Source organism: Aromatoleum sp., from assembly GCF_036675785.1.
Taxonomy (GTDB): domain Bacteria; phylum Pseudomonadota; class Gammaproteobacteria; order Burkholderiales; family Rhodocyclaceae; genus Aromatoleum.
Genome location: NZ_JAKFEF010000085.1, coordinates 44,198 through 61,635, shown reverse-complemented (window position 1 = coordinate 61,635; position 17,438 = coordinate 44,198). Strand labels below are relative to the sequence as shown.

At 69.5% G+C, this 17,438-nt stretch carries 16 protein-coding genes and 1 riboswitch; of the genes, 11 read left to right on the top strand and 5 right to left on the bottom strand.

Features of this window, described 5'->3' with window-relative positions; translation table 11 throughout:
* The 4 genes from V6M37_RS18440 to V6M37_RS18425 form a co-directional block, all read right to left on the bottom strand.
* Nucleotides 1-487 (bottom strand): cob(I)yrinic acid a,c-diamide adenosyltransferase (locus V6M37_RS18440; protein WP_332675753.1); only part of this gene is annotated, 487 nt, incomplete at its 3' end.
* 3 nt (nt 488-490) lie between these two features.
* Entirely contained in the window at nt 491-1,327 is an 837-nt protein-coding gene (locus tag V6M37_RS18435) for an ABC transporter ATP-binding protein (protein WP_332675751.1), read from the bottom strand.
* A gap of 9 nt (nt 1,328-1,336) precedes the next feature.
* Nucleotides 1,337-2,317, bottom strand: a complete 981-nt coding sequence (locus V6M37_RS18430; protein WP_332675749.1) for a FecCD family ABC transporter permease — start codon at nt 2,315-2,317, stop codon at nt 1,337-1,339.
* Between the two features lie 38 nt (nt 2,318-2,355).
* A complete protein-coding gene (locus V6M37_RS18425; RefSeq protein ID WP_332675747.1) occupies nt 2,356-4,335 on the bottom strand; it encodes a TonB-dependent receptor in 1,980 nt (659 codons plus the stop codon).
* Nucleotides 4,336-4,460: 125 nt separating this feature from the next.
* Nucleotides 4,461-4,709, bottom strand: a riboswitch (cobalamin riboswitch).
* A 75-nt stretch (nt 4,710-4,784) separates the two neighbouring features.
* Here V6M37_RS18425 and cobU point away from each other — a divergent pair.
* From cobU to V6M37_RS18370, 11 genes are all read left to right on the top strand, one after another.
* Nucleotides 4,785-5,330 (top strand): bifunctional adenosylcobinamide kinase/adenosylcobinamide-phosphate guanylyltransferase, encoded by a 546-nt coding sequence (gene cobU, locus V6M37_RS18420; RefSeq protein WP_332675763.1) that lies wholly within the window; start codon nt 4,785-4,787, stop codon nt 5,328-5,330.
* Between the two features lie 92 nt (nt 5,331-5,422).
* Complete coding sequence (gene cobT, locus V6M37_RS18415; protein WP_332675745.1) at nt 5,423-6,469, top strand: nicotinate-nucleotide--dimethylbenzimidazole phosphoribosyltransferase; 1,047 nt, start codon at nt 5,423-5,425, stop codon at nt 6,467-6,469.
* Nucleotides 6,470-6,515: 46 nt separating this feature from the next.
* Entirely contained in the window at nt 6,516-7,286 is a 771-nt protein-coding gene (locus V6M37_RS18410; protein ID WP_332675762.1) for an adenosylcobinamide-GDP ribazoletransferase, read from the top strand.
* The gene (gene cobC, locus V6M37_RS18405) at nt 7,271-7,822 is read left to right on the top strand and encodes an alpha-ribazole phosphatase family protein (protein ID WP_332675743.1); all 552 of its coding nucleotides are present in this window, start codon (nt 7,271-7,273) and stop codon (nt 7,820-7,822) included. Before V6M37_RS18410 ends, cobC begins: the two co-directional genes overlap by 16 nt.
* A gap of 227 nt (nt 7,823-8,049) precedes the next feature.
* Complete coding sequence (gene rfaE1 / locus V6M37_RS18400) at nt 8,050-9,027, top strand: D-glycero-beta-D-manno-heptose-7-phosphate kinase (protein ID WP_332675741.1); 978 nt, start codon at nt 8,050-8,052, stop codon at nt 9,025-9,027.
* Nucleotides 9,028-9,052: 25 nt separating this feature from the next.
* Nucleotides 9,053-10,012 (top strand): ADP-glyceromanno-heptose 6-epimerase, encoded by a 960-nt coding sequence (gene rfaD / locus V6M37_RS18395; RefSeq protein WP_332675760.1) that lies wholly within the window; start codon nt 9,053-9,055, stop codon nt 10,010-10,012.
* Complete coding sequence (gene waaF / locus V6M37_RS18390) at nt 10,012-11,067, top strand: lipopolysaccharide heptosyltransferase II (protein ID WP_332675739.1); 1,056 nt, start codon at nt 10,012-10,014, stop codon at nt 11,065-11,067. The genes rfaD and waaF overlap by 1 nt, the downstream gene beginning before the upstream one ends.
* Complete coding sequence (gene waaC / locus V6M37_RS18385; RefSeq protein WP_332675737.1) at nt 11,068-12,234, top strand: lipopolysaccharide heptosyltransferase I; 1,167 nt, start codon at nt 11,068-11,070, stop codon at nt 12,232-12,234.
* On the top strand, nt 12,234-13,355 hold the full coding sequence (locus tag V6M37_RS18380) for a glycosyltransferase family 4 protein (protein WP_332675735.1): 1,122 nt from the start codon (nt 12,234-12,236) through the stop codon (nt 13,353-13,355). Before waaC ends, V6M37_RS18380 begins: the two co-directional genes overlap by 1 nt.
* A complete protein-coding gene (gene rfaP / locus V6M37_RS18375) occupies nt 13,352-14,182 on the top strand; it encodes a lipopolysaccharide core heptose(I) kinase RfaP (RefSeq protein ID WP_332675733.1) in 831 nt (276 codons plus the stop codon). Before V6M37_RS18380 ends, rfaP begins: the two co-directional genes overlap by 4 nt.
* Nucleotides 14,179-15,609 (top strand): lipopolysaccharide kinase InaA family protein, encoded by a 1,431-nt coding sequence (locus tag V6M37_RS18370; protein WP_332675731.1) that lies wholly within the window; start codon nt 14,179-14,181, stop codon nt 15,607-15,609. The genes rfaP and V6M37_RS18370 overlap by 4 nt, the downstream gene beginning before the upstream one ends.
* Here V6M37_RS18370 and msbA read toward each other — a convergent pair.
* Nucleotides 15,606-17,423 (bottom strand): lipid A export permease/ATP-binding protein MsbA, encoded by a 1,818-nt coding sequence (gene msbA, locus V6M37_RS18365; RefSeq protein ID WP_332675758.1) that lies wholly within the window; start codon nt 17,421-17,423, stop codon nt 15,606-15,608. The genes V6M37_RS18370 and msbA overlap by 4 nt on opposite strands.
* Nucleotides 17,424-17,438: the final 15 nt, after the last annotated feature.

The window sequence follows — 17,438 nt, the reverse complement described above, 5'->3', positions numbered from 1 at the left end:
GCAACGCGGGCCGCGCGCACAGATCCGCGAGCACCGTCTCCACGTCAAGGTAGCGGTATTTCAGCGCGATGTTCAACTCGTCGAGCACCACCAGCCCGATTGCGGGGTCGCGCAGCAGCGCCCGCGCCTGATCCCACGCTGCCTGCGCACTCGCCACGTCGCGCGCGCGGTCCTGCGTGTCCCAGGTGAAGCCGTCGCCCATCACATGCCACACGACGTCGGGCTGGCGGCGGAAGAAGGCCTCCTCGCCGGTGTCCGAGCGGCCCTTGATGAACTGCACGACGCCCACCTTCATGCCGTGGCCGAGCGCACGCGCGACGACGCCGAAGGCGGCGCTCGACTTGCCCTTGCCGTTGCCGGTGTTGACCAGCAGCACGCCGCGTTCGATCTGCGCCGCGGCGATTTTTTCATCGACGACCGCCTTCTTGCGCTGCATCCGCGCGGCGTGGCGCGCGTCCCGGTGCGTCGGTTCGATCGCTTCGTTCATGGCTCACTCCGGAAGAAAGACGGTCCGCCCGTCGACGTCGACGCCGCGGATCGGGTGATCGTAGGCATGGCTCAGGCGATCGGCCCGCAGCACGTCGTCGCGCGACCCTGCGATCACGCCGCCGCGGCCGTCGAGCAGGACCACGTGGTCGGCGAAGCGCGCCGCGAGGTTGATGTCGTGCAGCACCATCACGACGCCGCGCCCGTCGCGCGCGAGGCGGGCGAAAAGTTCGAGGGTGGCGACCTGGTAATGCAGGTCGAGGTGATTCGTCGGCTCGTCGAGCAGGAAAAGTCGCGGCGCCTGCGTCAGCAGCGCGGCGATTGACACGCGCTGCCGCTCGCCGCCGGAGAGATTCAGGATGTCGCGCTCGGCCAGGTCGGCGAGCCCGACTTCGGCGAGCGCCGCGCGCGCAATCGCAACGTCGTCGTCGCTCTCCCAGCCCCAGCGACCCAGATGCGGATGGCGGCCGACGAGCGCCGTCTGCAGCACCGACGCCGAGAAATGGTCCGGCTGCTGCTGCGGCAACAGCCCGCGAAAGCGCGCCGCCGCGAGGTGATCCCAGTCGGCATACGGCCGGCCGCCGAGCCGCACCGCCCCGACCGACGGCGCGCGCAGCCCGGCGAGCGTGTGCAGCAGCGTCGTCTTGCCTGCGCCGTTCGGCCCGAGCAGCACGAGGCACTCGCCGGCCGCCAGACGCAGGCTGAACTCGCAGCACAGCCAGCGCTCGCCGATTTGCAGCGCGAGGCGGTCGGCCTCGAGCAGGATTTCATCGCCGACGCCGACGGCGGATCCGGCCGGGCGGACGACAGCGGCGGGAGCGCGGGGCGGAAACGCGTTCATGGCCCCTCGTCAGCGCGGATGCCGCGACAGCAGGAACAGGAATACCGGCACGCCGATCAGCGCGGTCAGCACGCCGACCGGCAACTGCATCGGCGCGATGACGGTGCGCGCCGCGGTGTCCGCGACCGTCAGCAGTGTACCGCCGGCGAGCATCGACGCCGGCAGCAGCACGCGCTGGTCGTTGCCGATCGCGAAGCGCACGAGGTGCGGCACGATCAGCCCGACGAAACCGACCGAGCCGACGAGCGTCACCGCGGTCGCGGTCAGCAGCGACGCGACCAGGTACAGCAGGTAACGCAGCCGCTCGACGCGCACGCCGAGCGCGCGGGCGGAGAGTTCGCCACGCGCGAGCACGTTGAGATCGCGAGCGAACGGCAACACCGCGACAAGCCCGACGACCATCAGCACCAGCGCGGGCCACGGCCGCGACGCGCCGGACGCGTCCCCCATCAGCCAGAACAGCATCGACTGCAGCCGCGTGTCCGTCGCAAGCGACAGCATCAGCGTGACCGCCGCGCCGCAACCGGCCGCGACGATGACGCCCGTGAGCAGCAGCCGCGTCTGCGTCCACGACCCGTCGCCGTGCGCGAGCCCGAACACCAGCAGCATCGCTCCGAGCGCCCCGGCGAACGCCGCCAGGTCGACGAGCCACGGCGCAAGCCCGAACAGCATCGCGCCGAGCGCCCCGACCGCCGCCCCGCCCGAAATCCCGAGCACGTACGGGTCCGCGAGCGGATTGCGCAACAGCACCTGCATCAGCGCCCCCGCGATCGCGAGCAGCCCCCCGCACGCGAACACCGCGACCGCGCGCGGCAGGCGCAGTTCGCGGACGACCCCCCCCGGGAGGCTGTCGCCGTCCCCGAGGAGCCCGGCGACAACGTCCGGGAACGAGATGTGCAGGTCACCCGCCGAAAGCGCGAAGACCAGCGACCCGCAGGCCGCGAGCGCGAGCACCGTTAGGACGGGAAGGACGCGGGGGACGATGCGCAATTGCAGAGGGCTCCCTCAGCAGCGGATCACGCGGGTTATCAGAAGGACAGTTTCGCGCCGACCTTCCACGTACGGGCGAAATTGACCGGATAGATCTGATCGTCGCCGACCCACACGCCGTTCTCATACTCGAAGAGATTACTCACCGCCGCGTACACTTCGACATCCTTGATGCGGTGGCGGTAAGCGAGGTCTGTCGATTGGTACTCGCGCTGCTTCTGCGCGTTGTTGTTGTCGAAATCGTCGGCGGCCCACGCCTTGCTGCGCCATGTGTGCGACAGATAGAAGTTTCCGCGCTCTCCGACCTTGACGTTGAACCCCGCGACGACGTTATGACGCGGGACGCCCGGCAGTTCCTGGCCGTCGAACGCGCCGTTGCCCGAATCCTCGCGGTCAATCATCGCCCGCGTCCAGGTGTAGTTGACCAGCACGGTCAGCCCTGGCGTCACCATCCACGAATCCTGCGCCTCGAGGCCATATTTGTGCGAGCGGTCGATATTGGTGTTGAAGCTCGTCAAGAAATTGCCGGAGTCGAAGAAGTAGATCTCGTCCTCGAGTTTGGCGTGGAACGCCGCGACCTTCAGACGATTGACCGACGTGACGTGGTTCATACCGAGCGTGAGGGTGCGCACCTTCGCGGGCTCGATGAACGCGTTGAACCGCACGATGCTCGGAAACACCGAGAAGTCCGCCTGGAAGAAGCGGTCGATGTCCGGCGCCTGGAAGGCGCGGTTGTAGTTGCCGAACACCGACAGCGCGCTGTCGACGCGGTAGTTCGCGCCGATGTCCCACGACGTCAGGTCTTCGTCGTCCTTGAGGCGATTACCGGCGTCAGGCTCGAACTCGTACTCGACACGCTCGCGACGGGCGCCGGCGGAGAGGGTCAGATCCCCCAACTCGTACTGCCCTTGGACAAATCCGCCGAGATTGCGCTTCGTCGTGTCGTTGTCGCTTCCCTTGCGCACGCCGTCGAAGGACTGCACTCCGGCCGTGAGCGAGAACACATCGCCGAGGTACTGCAGCGAAATTTCATCCGACAGGTAGCGGTAGTCGGACTTGAAGTCGAACTGCACGAATTCCGACATCTTGTCTTCGTCGCTGTGGCGGGCCGCCAACCGCACCGACGACGTCAGGTCGTACTCGGCACCTACACCCCAGTAGTCGGTCTCGTACTTTTGATGCGTATAGGGCGTCGGATTGCCGAAGAAGTCCGGTTTCGCAGCAAACGTCGCCGGGTCGTCCTTGAACTGGGCGAGTGTCAGCGAATCGGGAAAGCGGGTGTCGATGCGCGAACTGCCGGCGTCGAAACTCAGCTTCAGCCCATCCGCGGGCTTCCCGGAGGCACCGACGCGCCAGCTTTCTGCGTCGGATTCGTCGCGATGCCCGGTCGAATCCTTGTCGCTGAACCCGCCATGCTCGCTGTGGTCGACGGTCGCCGACAATGCGAAGCGGTCGCGCACGAGACCGGCGCTCCCGGTCGCCCCGATCGCGTCGTAATTGCCCGCGTTCACCTCGATGCTCGCGCCGGGGCGCGGCTTCGTGTAGATCTGGATTGTCCCCGCGGTCGCGCCGTCACCGTAGATCACCGAGCCGCTGCCTTTCGCGATCTCGATGCGGTCGATATCGGCCAGCGGGATGGCGCCGAGCAGTTGCGGCACGATGTCGATGTTATTGAGGCGCCGTCCGTCCAGGGAAATTACGACGTTCTGGAAGCCGTCGGAGGCGCCATAGCCGCGCATGTTGATGCTCGGGGTGTAGCGGTTGCCGAAATACGGCCCCACCTGGATCGACGTCTGCTGCGCCAGGTAGTCGACGAGCGTGGTCGCGCCGGAGCGTTCGATGTCGCTGCGGCGATGGACTTCGGACGCGTAGGTTGCGGCAACGTCGGGCGTGTCGATGCGCGTCGCGGACACGATCACCGTTTCACCGCTCGCGTCGGCGGCCTGCACGGCGGTCGCGAATGCAAGCGGAAAAGCAGCAGCAACCGCGACGGCCGTCGCGGACAGGCGGATGTTCATCGGGATTCTCCCTGTGCCGCGGCAGCGTCCCCGCTTACCGTGGCGATGTTTCACGAGTCAGCGCCCATCGGGGAGCACGATGCGAGCACGGAAAAAGCGCGCTTCGCCGCCACCCCGCGGCACTTCAGCCAATTCGCGTTCGGGCCGGTATCCGGACTCGTGGGCTGGCCGGCGTTCCGGATGGAACTGCCGGACCGGTCGCATCGCCTTCCCGGACTCGTCGTCCAGTGGCGGTTGGATGCGCCTTGCGTCCACTTACCGTTGCGGGGGCAGCGCAGGCATTGCGTCACGCTTCGAGAGCGCTCGCGCACCTGTTTCCCGTTTAACCTTCCGGCGAGACTCGCCTTCGGGCACCTGAAACACGTCGCATCCGAAACCCGGATGCGGGCGTGGATAATAGCGTTTTCCACGACTTCCTGCAGCGCGAAATCCGCGCGGATCCCCACGACATGTCCGCCCACCTGATCCTCGGCGGCGCCCGCTCGGGCAAGAGCCGCCTCGCCGAGACGCTCGCGCAAGACAGCGGCCTGCCGGTGACCGTCATCGCCACCGCCGAAGCCCTCGACCCCGAAATGGCCGAACGCATCCGCCGCCACCGCGAAGACCGCCCCGCGGCATGGCGCGTCGTCGAGACGCCCGTCGCGCTCGCGCAGGCGCTGCGCGACGAAGCGCACGAAGGGCGCTGCGTGATCGTCGATTGCGTGACGCTGTGGCTGATGAACCTGATGGTCGGCGCCGAGTTGCTGCCCGCGCCGCTCGACGCGCACCACCTGCCGCGCTTCCTCGCCGAGCGCACCGCCCTGCTCGACTGCGTGCTGCAGCTGCCGGGGCCGATCCTGCTGGTCGCGAACGAAGTCGGCCTCGGCCTCGTCCCGGAGACGCCACTCGGCCGGCTGTTCCGCGACGAAGCCGGACGGATGAATCAGGCGCTGGCCGGCCTTTGCGAGAAAGTCACCTTCGTCGCCGCGGGGCTTCCGCTGGCGCTGAAGGGCTGAGCCGCGGGCTTCCCGGCACCGCCGCGAACGGCAAGACGCGCCGCGCCGCCGTGCTACCATCACCGCCCTTCAGGACAACGTCACACTCCCCGATGGACTTCGACATCCGCCCTCCCGCGACCGAACTCGCGGCCGCGCTGCAGCACCGCATCGACCGCAAGACCAAGCCGCACGGCGCGCTCGGGCGCCTCGAAGCGCTCGCGCTGCAGATCGGCCTCGCGCAGCAGACGCTGAATCCGCAGATCCGCCAGCCGCACGTCGCGGTCTTCGCCGGCGATCACGGCGCGGCGCGCGCGGGGGTCTCCGCGTTCCCGCAGGAAGTGACGTGGCAGATGGTTGAGAACTTTCTCGCCGGCGGCGCGGCGATCAACGTGTTCTGCCGGCAGATGGGGCTCGATCTGACCATCGTCGACGCGGGCGTCAACCACGATTTCGGCCGCCGTCCGGGCCTCGTCGACGCGAAGGTCGCGAACGGCACGGCGAATTATCTCGAAGCGCCGGCGATGAGCGCGGACCAGTGCCGCGCGGCCGTCGCTCGCGGTCGCGACCTCGCGCATGCGCTCGCGGCGAACGGCTGCAATCTCGTCGGCTTCGGCGAAATGGGGATCGGCAACACGGCGTCTGCGACGCTGCTCACCTGCTGCCTAGCGGGCGCGGACCTGCGCACCGCAACGGGCCGCGGCACCGGGCTCGACGACGCCGGCGTGAGCCGCAAGCAGAAGCTCCTCGGCGAAGCGCTCGCGCGCGGCGGCCGGATTTCGGAGCCGCTCGCCGCGCTCGCCGAATACGGTGGCTTCGAGATCGCAATGATGGTCGGCGCGATGCTCGGTGCCGCGGAAAAACGCATGGTCCTGCTGATCGACGGCTTCATCGTCACGTCGGCGCTGCTCGTCGCGCACGCGATCGCGCCGCAGATCCTGCCCTATTGCGTGTTCGCGCATCGCTCGAAGGAGCAGGGCCACGCGGTCCAGCTCGAGCACCTCGGCGTCGACGCGCTGATGGATCTCGACCTGCGCCTCGGCGAAGGCACCGGCGCCGCGCTCGCATTCCCGCTCGTGCAGGCCGCGGTGAATTTCCTCAACGACATGGCGAGCTTCGATTCGGCCCGCGTCGACGGTCAGCTGGAGCCGGGCCGGTGAGCGTGCGACGCGAATGCCGCCGCGCTCGCGCAAGCCGATGAACGCGCTGCGCTACCAGCTCGAACTCTTCTTCACCGCGCTCGGTTTCTTCACGCGGCTGCCGGTCCCGACGTGGGTGCCGTGGTCGCCGGAGCGGCTCAATCACGCGGCACGCTACTTTCCGCTCGTCGGCTGGCTCGTCGGCGGCCTCGGGGCGGCGAGCTACCTCGCGCTCGCGCAGGTCCTGCCGCCGACGCTCGCGGTGCTGCTGTCGATGGCGGCGACGATCCGCGCGACCGGCGCGTTCCACGAGGACGGCTGGGCGGATGCGTGCGACGGCCTGGGCGGCGGGTGGGACAAGGTCCAGGTGCTGACGATCATGAAGGACTCGCGCATCGGCAGTTACGGGACGGTCGGCCTCGTGCTGATACTGCTCGCGAAGGCCGCGGCGCTCGTCGAACTCGCCGGCGCGGGCGACCTGAAGGTCGCGGCCGCGCTGCTCGTCGCGCACCCGCTGTCGCGGCTCGCGTCGACGAGCCTGATCCACCTGATGGAATACGTCCGCGAGGACGAAAGCTCGAAGTCGAAACCGCTAGCGCGGCGGCTGTCGGCCGCCGAACTCGCGACCGCGACGCTCTTCGGCCTCGCCCCGCTCGCATTGCTCGCGCCGCTCGAAGCGGCGGCTGGGCTCGTCGCGACGTTCGCGGTCACCGCCTGGGCCGCGCGCGTGTTCCTGCGCCGCCTCGGCGGCTACACCGGCGACTGCCTCGGCGCCGCGCAGCAGGGCAGCGAACTCGCCTGTTACCTCGGCATCCTCGTCGCATGGAACTTCACCTGATCCGCCATCCGCGACCGGACGTCGCCGCCGGCGTCTGCTACGGGCAGGCCGACGTCGGCGTCGCCGAATGCGTCGCGACGGTCGCCGCGCGGTTGCGGCCGCTGCTCCCGGCGGGCTACGCGCTGCACGCGAGCCCGCTCGCCCGGGCGCGGCTGCTCGCGGCCGAACTCGGCGCACCGGTCCTCGATGAGCGGCTCCGCGAGATACACTTCGGCGAATGGGAACTGCGGCCGTACGCCGAGATCGGCGCGGCGATCGACGCCTGGGCGAGCGCGCCGCTCGACTTCCGGGCGCCGGGCGGCGAATCCGCGCGGCAGATGGCGGCGCGGGTGCTCGACTGGCTCGGCGAAGTCGTCGATGGCCGCTCCGGCGAGCCGGTCGTCGTCGTCGCCCACGGCGGCCCGCTGCGCGCGATCGCCGGTCACCTGCTCGGTCTGCCCGCCGAGCGCTGGCTCGGGCTCGACTTCGCGTGCGGCCACGCGACCCGGCTCGATGTCGAAGACTGGGGCGTCGCGCTGAAGTGGTTCAATCGCTGAGTTGCGCACCTGCGTCACGGCGGCTTCGGCCAATCCGCGCACCCGAAGAACGGCTGCGGGACGCGCACGCCGTCGCGTGAGAGCAGCGGGTTCGGTTTGCCCCGGGTGACGCCCATCGCGCACCCGGCCCGACCACGACGGACCGCGCCGCGACGCCGGCCGCTCGAAAACAGCGGTTCATGGGATAATCTTCGACTTTTCAGCACGCTGGTCACGCCTTCCGCCTCATGCCGCCCACCCTGCCCGACTTCTCGAACGGCCGCGTCCTCGTCGTCGGCGACGTCATGCTCGACCGCTACTGGCACGGTTCGACGACCCGCATCTCGCCCGAAGCGCCTGTCCCGGTGGTCAAGGTCGAGGCCGACGAGTTCCGCGCCGGCGGGGCCGGCAACGTCGCCCTCAACGTCGCATCGCTCGGCGCGAACGCCGAGCTCGTCGGGCTCGTCGGTCGCGATGAAGCCGCGCGGCTGCTGCACGAACGGCTCGAAGGCGGCGGCGTCGTCTGCCGGCTGCTCGAGGCGCCGCAGCATCCGACGATCACAAAGCTGCGCGTGATCAGTCGCCACCAGCAACTGATCCGGCTCGATTTCGAAGACAACTTCGCGATGCTCGAAAGCGCCGGCGTCGAGGAAGCGTTCCGCAACGCGGTCAGCGGGAGCGGCGCGATCGTGCTCTCCGATTACGGCAAGGGGACGCTCGCCGAAGTCGGCACGCTGATCCGCGTCGCGCGCGAACATCGCGTCGCAGTCGTGGTCGACCCGAAGGGCACGGATTTCGGCCGCTACGCCGGCGCGACGGTGATCACGCCGAACCTCAGCGAGTTCGAGGCGGTCGTCGGGCACTGCGTGGATGAAAGCGCGCTCGTGTCCCGCGGTGAGGCGCTGCGCGAGATGCTCGACCTCGAAGCCCTGCTCGTCACGCGCAGCGAGCGCGGTATGACGCTGCTGCAAAAGGGCGCGGAGCCGCTGAACCTACCGACGCAGGCGCGCGACGTGTTCGATGTCACCGGCGCGGGCGACACCGTCGTTGCCGTGCTGGGCGCGGGGCTCGCCTGCGGCCTGTCCCTGCCGGACGCGACCGCCTTCGCGAACCTCGCCGCCGGCGTCGTCGTCGGCAAGCTCGGGACCGCGACCGTCAACCTGGCCGAACTCGATCTCGCCCTGCATGCGGCGAGCGCAGTCCGCCCGGCCGAACCGCGCGCGTAACGCGGACGTATTCAGGAGGGAAATGATGATCATCGTCACCGGCGGCGCCGGCTTCATCGGCAGCAACATCGTACAGGGCCTGAACGACCGCGGCCACCGCGACATCCTCGTCGTCGACGACCTCACCGACGGACGCAAGTGCCTGAACCTCGCGGACGCCGACATCCGCGACTACATGGACAAGGACGATTTCCTGCGCCGCATCGAGGCGAACGAGGAGTTCGGTCCGGTCGAAGCGATCTTCCACGAGGGAGCGTGCTCCTCGACGACGGAGTGGGACGGCCGCTTCGTGATGTCCGTGAACTACGAGTACACGAAGTCGCTGCTCGCGTGGGCACTCGCCCGCCGGGTGCCCTTCCTGTACGCGTCGTCGGCGTCGGTTTACGGCATGGGCCCGACGTTCCGCGAGTCGCGCGAGTTCGAGCGCCCGCTCAACATGTACGCGTACTCGAAGTTCCTGTTCGACTGCCACCTGCGCACGCTCGCGCCGCGGATCGACAGCCAGGTCGCGGGCCTGCGCTACTTCAACGTGTATGGGCCGCGCGAGCAGCACAAGGGCAGCATGGCGAGCGTCGCGTACCACTTCCACAACCAGCTCAACGAGAGCGGACGGCTGCGTCTCTTCGAGGGGGCGGACGGCTACGGCCCGGGCGAGCAGCAGCGCGACTTCATCCACGTCGACGACGTCGTCGCGGTCAATCTGTGGCTGCTCGACAACCCGGGCGTGCGCGGCATCTTCAACGTCGGCACCGGCCGCGCGCAGACCTTCAACGAGGTCGCGCGTGCCGCGCTGGCGTGGCACAAGGGCGAAGCCGGCGGCGGCGGCATCGACTACATCGCCTTTCCCGAGCACCTCAAGGGCCGCTACCAGAGCTTCACGCAGGCGGACATGAGCGCGCTGCGGCAGGCGGGCTACGACCGTGAGTTCATGCCGGTCGAGGTCGGCGTGCCGCGCTACATGGAATGGCTGGCGCTGCGCGACTGATGGCCCCGAGCCGCAGGATTCTCGTCGTCGGGCCGTCGTGGGTCGGCGACATGGTGATGGCGCAGAGCCTCTTCATGACGCTGAAGGCCGCCGGTCGGTGCGAGATCGACGTGCTCGCACCCGGATGGTCGCTGCCGATCCTCGAGCGCATGCCGCAAGTGCGCCGGGGCATCGCGATGCCGCTCGGACACGGGCAGTTCGACCTGCGTACGCGCTGGCGGCTCGGGCGCGAACTCGCGAAGACGCGCTACGACCAGGCGATCGTGCTGCCGGGGTCGCTGAAATCCGCACTCGTGCCGTTCTTCGCCGGCATTCCGCAACGCACCGGCTTCCGCGGCGAGATGCGCTACCGCCTGCTCAACGACATGCGAACGCTCGACAAGCAGGCGCTCCCGATGACGGTGCAACGCTTCATCGCGCTCGGACTGCCGCCGCGCGCGATGCTTCCGCACCCGCTGCCGCGACCGAGCCTGACGCCGGACCCGGCGAACCAGTCGCGCCTGCGCGAGACCCATCGGCTGAGCGCCGACCGTCCCGCGATCTGCTTCATGCCGGGCGCGGAGTACGGCCCGGCGAAACAATGGCCGCTGCCGCATTTCGCGACGCTCGCGCGCGAACTCGTCGCCCGCGGCCACCAGGTCTGGATTCTCGGCTCCGACAAGGACGCCCCCGCGGGCGACGAGATCGTGCGTACGGGCGGCAACGGCGTCGTCAACCTGTGCGGGCGCACGCGGCTCGCCGACGCGGTCGACCTGCTCGCGATGAGCGAGGCCGCAGTGACAAACGACTCGGGACTGATGCACGTTGCCGCCGCGCTCGACCGGCCGCTCGTCGCGATCTACGGCTCCTCGACGCCGGACCACACGCCGCCGCTCGCCGACCGCGTCGTCGTACGCTACCTTCGCCTCGAATGCTCGCCGTGCTTCGAACGGGTCTGCCCGCTCGGCCACACGAACTGCCTGAAGGAGATCACTCCGCAGAGCGTGCTGCGCGCGCTCGAATCGCTCGGCCTCGCCGCACCGCTGCGTTTCGTCCGCTCCGCCGGAGCCGTCTGAATGCGCGTGCTCGTCGTCAAGACGTCCTCGCTCGGCGATGTCATCCATACGCTGCCGGCCCTCACCGACGCGGTGCAAGCGATCCCCGGAATCCGTTTCGACTGGGTCGTCGAGGACGCCTTCGCCGAGATCCCGGCGTGGCATCCCGCCGTCGATCGCGTGATCCCGGTCGCGGTCCGGCGCTGGCGCAAGGCGCCGCTGCGCGCGCTGATCAGCGGTGAATGGAGCGGCTTCAAGCGGCAGATCGAGAAAGGCCGCTACGACGCGACGATCGACGCGCAGGGACTGTTGAAGAGCGCGGTGCTGACGCGCTACAGCGGCAAGCCAGTGCACGGTCTCGACCACAATTCGGCGCGCGAGCCGCTCGCGAGCCGTTTCTACTCCCATCCGCACGCAGTGCCGGTCGGGCGCCACGCCGTCGACCGCGTGCGCGAGCTCTTCGCGAAAGCGCTCGGCTACACCGTCCCCGACGGGCCGGGGGATTACGGCCTGGACCGCCGGCGGCTCGCCGGCACCGAGGAGCGCGAACCCTACCTGCTGTTCCTGCACGGCACGACGTGGGTGACGAAACACTGGCCCGAGATCTACTGGCGCCGGTTGGTCGAGCGCGCCACCAGCCGCGGCTGGGCCGTGCGCCTGCCGTGGGGCAACGACGTCGAATTCCAGCGCGCTCAGCGGCTTGCGAGCGATCTTCCCGGCGTGACGGTGCTGCCGCGGCTGCGGCTCGAAGGGATCGCGCGCGAGGTCGCCGGCGCGCGCGCGTGCGTCGCGGTCGACACCGGGCTCGGCCATCTCGCGGCGGCGTTCGGCGTGCCGACGCTGTCGCTGTTCGGCGCGACGAACCCCGGCTACACCGGCGCGTGGGGCCCGAACCAGTTCCATCTCGCGTCGAACCTCGCGTGCGCGCCGTGCCTGCAGCGGCAGTGCATGCACGTGCCGACGACCGAGGAGCGGGCGCGCTTCGACCTGGTCGCCGAACACCCGCTGTGTTTCACGCGGCTCGACCCGGAACGCGTCTGGACTTCGCTGCAGTCGATCCTCGCGGGCAACAGCCTGCCCGACGCGGTCGAACTCCCGGTCGGCGGCGCCGACGGCTCGCTTGCCGACACCGCCGGCGCGCAGCCGCCGCTGATCCGCTGCGTCTTCGACCGCAAGGCCGCCGGCTGATGCAGCTCGCGTTCTGTCTGTACAAGTTCTTCCCGTTCGGCGGCCTGCAGCGCGACTTCCTGCGCATCGCGCTCGCCTGCCAGGCGCGCGCCCACGCGATCCGCGTCTACACGCTGCACTGGGAAGGGGAAGTTCCGCCGGGCTTCGACGTGATCCGGGTGCCGGTGCGGGCGCTCACGAATCCGGCGCGGAACGAGAAATTCGCCACCTGGGTGCAGCAGGATCTCGCGCGCCGGCCGGCCGACCGCGTCGTCGGCTTCAACAAGATGCCGGGGCTCGACGTCTACTACGCCGCCGACCCCTGCTTCGAGGACAAGGCGCGCACGCTGCGCAACCCGCTGTACCGCCTGTCGCGCCGCTATCGCCACTTCGCCGCCTACGAGCGCGCAGTGTTCGCGCCGGAAGTGCATACCGAGATCCTGATGATCTCGGCGGCCCAGCAGCCGCTCTTCATGCGGCATTACGGCACCCCGGCGCGCCGCTTCCATCTGCTGCCGCCGGGCATCGCGCCCGACCGGCGCGCGCCGCCGGACGCGGCGGGAATCCGTGCCGCGTTCCGGCGCGAATTCGGGCTCGGCGAACGCGATCTGCTGCTCGTGCAGATCGGCTCCGGCTTCAAGACGAAAGGGCTCGACCGCAGCCTGAAGGCGATCGCGTCGCTGCCGGAGCCGCTGAAGCAGCGCACGCGGCTGATCGCGATCGGCCAGGACGACCCGAAGCCCTTTCTCGTGCAACTGCACGCGCTCGGGCTCGGCCACCGCGTCAGCATCCTGCAGGGCCGCGACGACATCCCGCGCTTCCTGCTCGGGGCCGACCTGCTGATCCATCCCGCGTACAACGAGAACACCGGCACCGTGCTGCTCGAAGCGGTCGTCGCCGGGCTGCCGGTGCTCGCGAGCGCCGCCTGCGGCTACGCGCATTACATCGAGGACGCCGACGCCGGGCGCATCGTGCCGGCGCCGTTCGAACAGGCCGCGCTCGACCGGATGCTCGCGCAGATGCTCGCCGATGACGTCGCGCGCGCGAGGTGGAGCGCGAACGGCCTCGCGTTCGCCGACCGCGCGGAGCTCTACGGCCTGCCCGAGCGGGCCGCGGACGTGATCCTGCAGGGACGCGGATGAACGGGACGCAAGTGCTCGTCGTCGACGAACCGTTTCGCTCGCTGTGGGCCGGTCGCGACCCGTTCGACGCGGTCGAGGCGCTGCACGGCGAAGTCTTCCGCGAACTCGAAGGCCGCCGCACGCTGCGCGTCGAGATCGACGGCCGCGGCTACTTCGTCAAGATCCACCGCGGCATCGGCTGGGGCGAGATCGCGAAGAACCTGGCGTCGGCGCGCCTGCCGGTGCTCGGCGCGCGCAACGAATGGCGCGCAATCGCGCACCTGACGCGGCTCGGCATCGCGACGATGAAAGCGGTCGCGTACGGCGAGCGCGGCGCGAATCCGGCGAAACAGCATTCCTTCATCGTCACCGAAGAGCTCGCGCCGACGGTGAGCCTCGAGGACTTCTGCCGCGACTGGCCACGCCGCCCGCCCGCTTTCGCGCTGAAGCGCGCGCTGATCGCGCGCGTCGCCGAGGTCGCGCGGCGGATGCACGAGAGCGGCATGAATCACCGCGACTTCTACATCTGCCACTTTCTGCTGCACCTCGATCCGGCGCCGACGCCGGCGGCGCTGCGACTGTCGCTGATCGACCTGCATCGCGCGCAGATTCGCGCCCGCACGCCGCGGCGCTGGCGCGACAAGGATCTCGCGTCGCTGTACTTTTCGGCGCTCGACATCGGCCTCACTCAGCGCGACAAACTGCGCTTCCTGCGCGGCTACTTCGGGCGTCCGCTGCGCGAAGTCCTGCGCGACGAAGCCGCCCTGCTCGCGCGTCTCGAGACGCGCGCGGCGCAGCTGCAGGCGCGCTACCTGCGCAAATACGCACCCGCGGAAGCGCGCCGGTGACGACGACCGCCGCGGCGCTGCGCGAGGCGGGTCGCACGCCGTCGCTGCCCTTCACCGTCGCGCTCGCCGACGGCCGGCCGCTGACGATGCGGCGCGTGCTGCGCCTGCTGCCCGGAAAGCGCATCGTCGGCGAGGCCGAATTCGAAGGGCACCCCGTACTCGCCAAACTCTTCATCGCGAATGGCAGTTCCCGCCACATGCGGCGCGAGCACGAAGGACTCGTGGCGCTCGCGGCCGCCGGCCTCCCGACCCCGGCCCTGATCCACGCCGGCCCGCTCGCCGGCGACGGCCACGCGCTGCTGACGGATTACCTCGCGGACGCCGAGAGCCTTGCCGACCGATGGGCGCTGCACGCGCATCTCCCGCCCGGGGATGTCGAGGCGCTCGCCGTGCTCGCGCCCGCGTTCGCGATGCTCGGCCGCCTACACGCGTGCGGCTTGCTGCAGCATGACCTGCATCTCGGCAACTTCCTGCACCACCATGGCCGCCTCCACGTCATCGACGGCGACGCGGTCGATGCGGATCGAGCCGGACGGCCGCTCTGCGCGGCGGAGGCGGCCGCGAACCTCGCGCTGCTGATCGCGCAGTTGCCGACCGGCTGGGACGGGCAGTTGCCCGCCCTCGTCGCGGCCTACCGTTCCGGCTATCCGTCGCTCGATCCCGATCCGTCGCTTCTTGCTGTCGAGATCGCGGGGCTGCGGGCGGCGCGACTGAAGGACTATCTCGGCAAGGCGCTGCGCGACTGCACGCTGTTCCGCGTCGCGAAGAACTTCCGCCGCTTCGCGGCCGTCGTCCGCGCCGAAGCCGACGCGCTCGCGCCGCTCGTCGCCGACCCCGATCGTCGGCTTGCCGAGGGGATCTTGCTGAAGGACGGCGGCACCTGCACGGTTGCGCGCGTCGATCTCGGCGGGCGCGCGCTCGTCGTCAAGCGCTACAACCTGAAGCACGCGCGCCATGCGCTGTCGCGCGCGTGGCGCCCGAGCCGCGCATGGCATTCCTGGCTCGAAGGGCACCGGCTGCGCTTTCTCGGCATCCCGACGCCGGCGCCACTCGCGCTCGTCGAAGCCCGGGTCGGACCGCTGCGCGGCCGCGCGTGGCTGATCACCGAACACTGCCCCGGCCCGAATCTTCTCCAGCACCTCGCGCCGCATGTCGCCGCCGGTCCGCCGCCGGCCGAAGCCGCCGCGCTGCGCGCGCTGTTCGGCGCCCTGCACCGGCAGCGCATCAGCCACGGCGACATGAAGGCGACGAACCTGCTGTGGCAGGACGGCGCAATCGTCGTCATCGACCTCGACGCAGCCGTGCAGCATCACAGCGTGCAGGCGCACGCCCGCGCGTGGCGGCGCGACCGCGCCCGCCTGCTGCGCAACTGGCCCGCCGACAGCGGCCTGCACCGCTGGCTCGACGACAACCTGCCGCCAGTCTAGGCGCGCGCCGGCTGGGGCGCCCCGCCCGCGTCGTCGTGGAACTGCATCGCGTGGAGCCGCGCGTAATGCCCGCCGGCGGCAAGCAACTGGACATGCGACCCGCGTTCGACGAGCCGCCCCTGCTCCATCACCATGATCACATCGGCCTTCTCGATCGTCGACAGCCGGTGCGCGATCACGACCGTCGTGCGCCCGCGCGTCGCGTGGTCGAGGGCGGCCTGGATGTGGCGTTCCGATTCGGTGTCCAGTGCCGAGGTCGCCTCGTCGAGGATCAGGATCGGCGCGTCCTTCAGTAGCGCGCGCGCGATGGCGAGCCGCTGGCGCTGCCCGCCCGACAGCATCACGCCGTTCTCGCCGATCAACGTATCGAAGCCCTGCGGCAACCGGTCGATGAATTCCTTCGCATACGCCGCTTCGGCTGCCGCCTCGATCTGTGCGCGCGGCGCGCCGGCGAGGTCGCCATAGGCGATGTTGTTCGCGACCGTGTCGTTGAAGAGCGTCACCTGCTGCGTCACCAGCGCGATGTGCCGGCGCAGGTTGCGCAGCGTGTAGTCCTCGACGTCGACACCGTCTATCAGGATCTGCCCGCGCTCGTGATGGTAGAAGCGCGGAATCAGGTTCGCGAGCGTCGACTTGCCGCTGCCGGACCGTCCGACGAGCGCGACCATCTGGCCCGGCTCGACGGTGAAGTCGACGCCCTCGAGCACGTCGCGCTCGGCGCCCGGGTAGCGGAAGCTCAGCTCGCGCACCTCGATGCGCCCACGCACGCGCTCGCGCGCGACGACGCCGCGGTCCGTTTCCGGCGGCTCGTCGAGTTGCTCGAAGATGCTCTCGGCCGCGGCAACCCCGCGCTGGATCGTCGAGCTGACCTCAGACAACTGGCGCACCGGTTTCGGCAGCAATCCGGCCGCTGTGATGTACGCAACGAGGTCGCCGGCGGTCGCATCGCCGCGCAGCCACAGCACGAGGAACAGCACGAACGCCATCGCGACGTAGGTCACGAGTTGCAGCGTCGGCGTGAAGATCTCGCCGGTCTTGACCATGCGCAGCTGCTTGCGCGTGTTGTCCGCGCTCGCAGCCCCGAAGCGCCGCGACTCGTACGGCTCGCCGCCGAAGCTGCGCACGACCCGGTACCCCTGGATCGTCTCGGACGCGACGTGTGTGACGTCCCCCATCGCGAGCTGGATCTTCTTCGCCTGCTTGCGGAACTTGCGGCTCGCGCTGCCCACGAGCACGCCGATGACCGGCAGGATCGCAATCATCACCAGCGTGAGCTTCCAGTTCATCCACAGCAGGTAGGCGAACAGGAAAACCGCGGTCAGGCCTTCGCGGATCACGATCTTGATCGCATTGGTCGCCGCGCCGGTGACCATCGTGACGTTGAACGTGATGCGCGAAATCAGGTGGCCCGAGCTGTGCTCGTCGAAGTAGCGGTTCGGCAGTCGCAACAGGCTGTCGAACAGCGCGACCCGCAGGTCATGCACGAGCCCGAGCGACACCTTCTGCAGGAAGTAATTGCCGAGATACGACCCGACCCCCTGCCACGCTGCAATCAGCACGATCAGCACCGGCACCGCCTGCATCAACGGCATGTCGGCGAGCAGCGGCAGCCCGGGGAACGGCGACACCGACGGATCGACCAGGCCGTCGACGAAATACTTGAAAACGCCCGCGAGCATCGGCTGCGACGACGCGAAGACCAGGAAGCCGAGGATGCTGACCGCAAATTGGCCCGCGTAGGGGCGGACGTAGCCGAGCAGACGGAGATAGATTTTGAGGCTGGACACCGGCTTTTGTCCCGCATGCTCTGTCATCAGGGTGCTCACTTA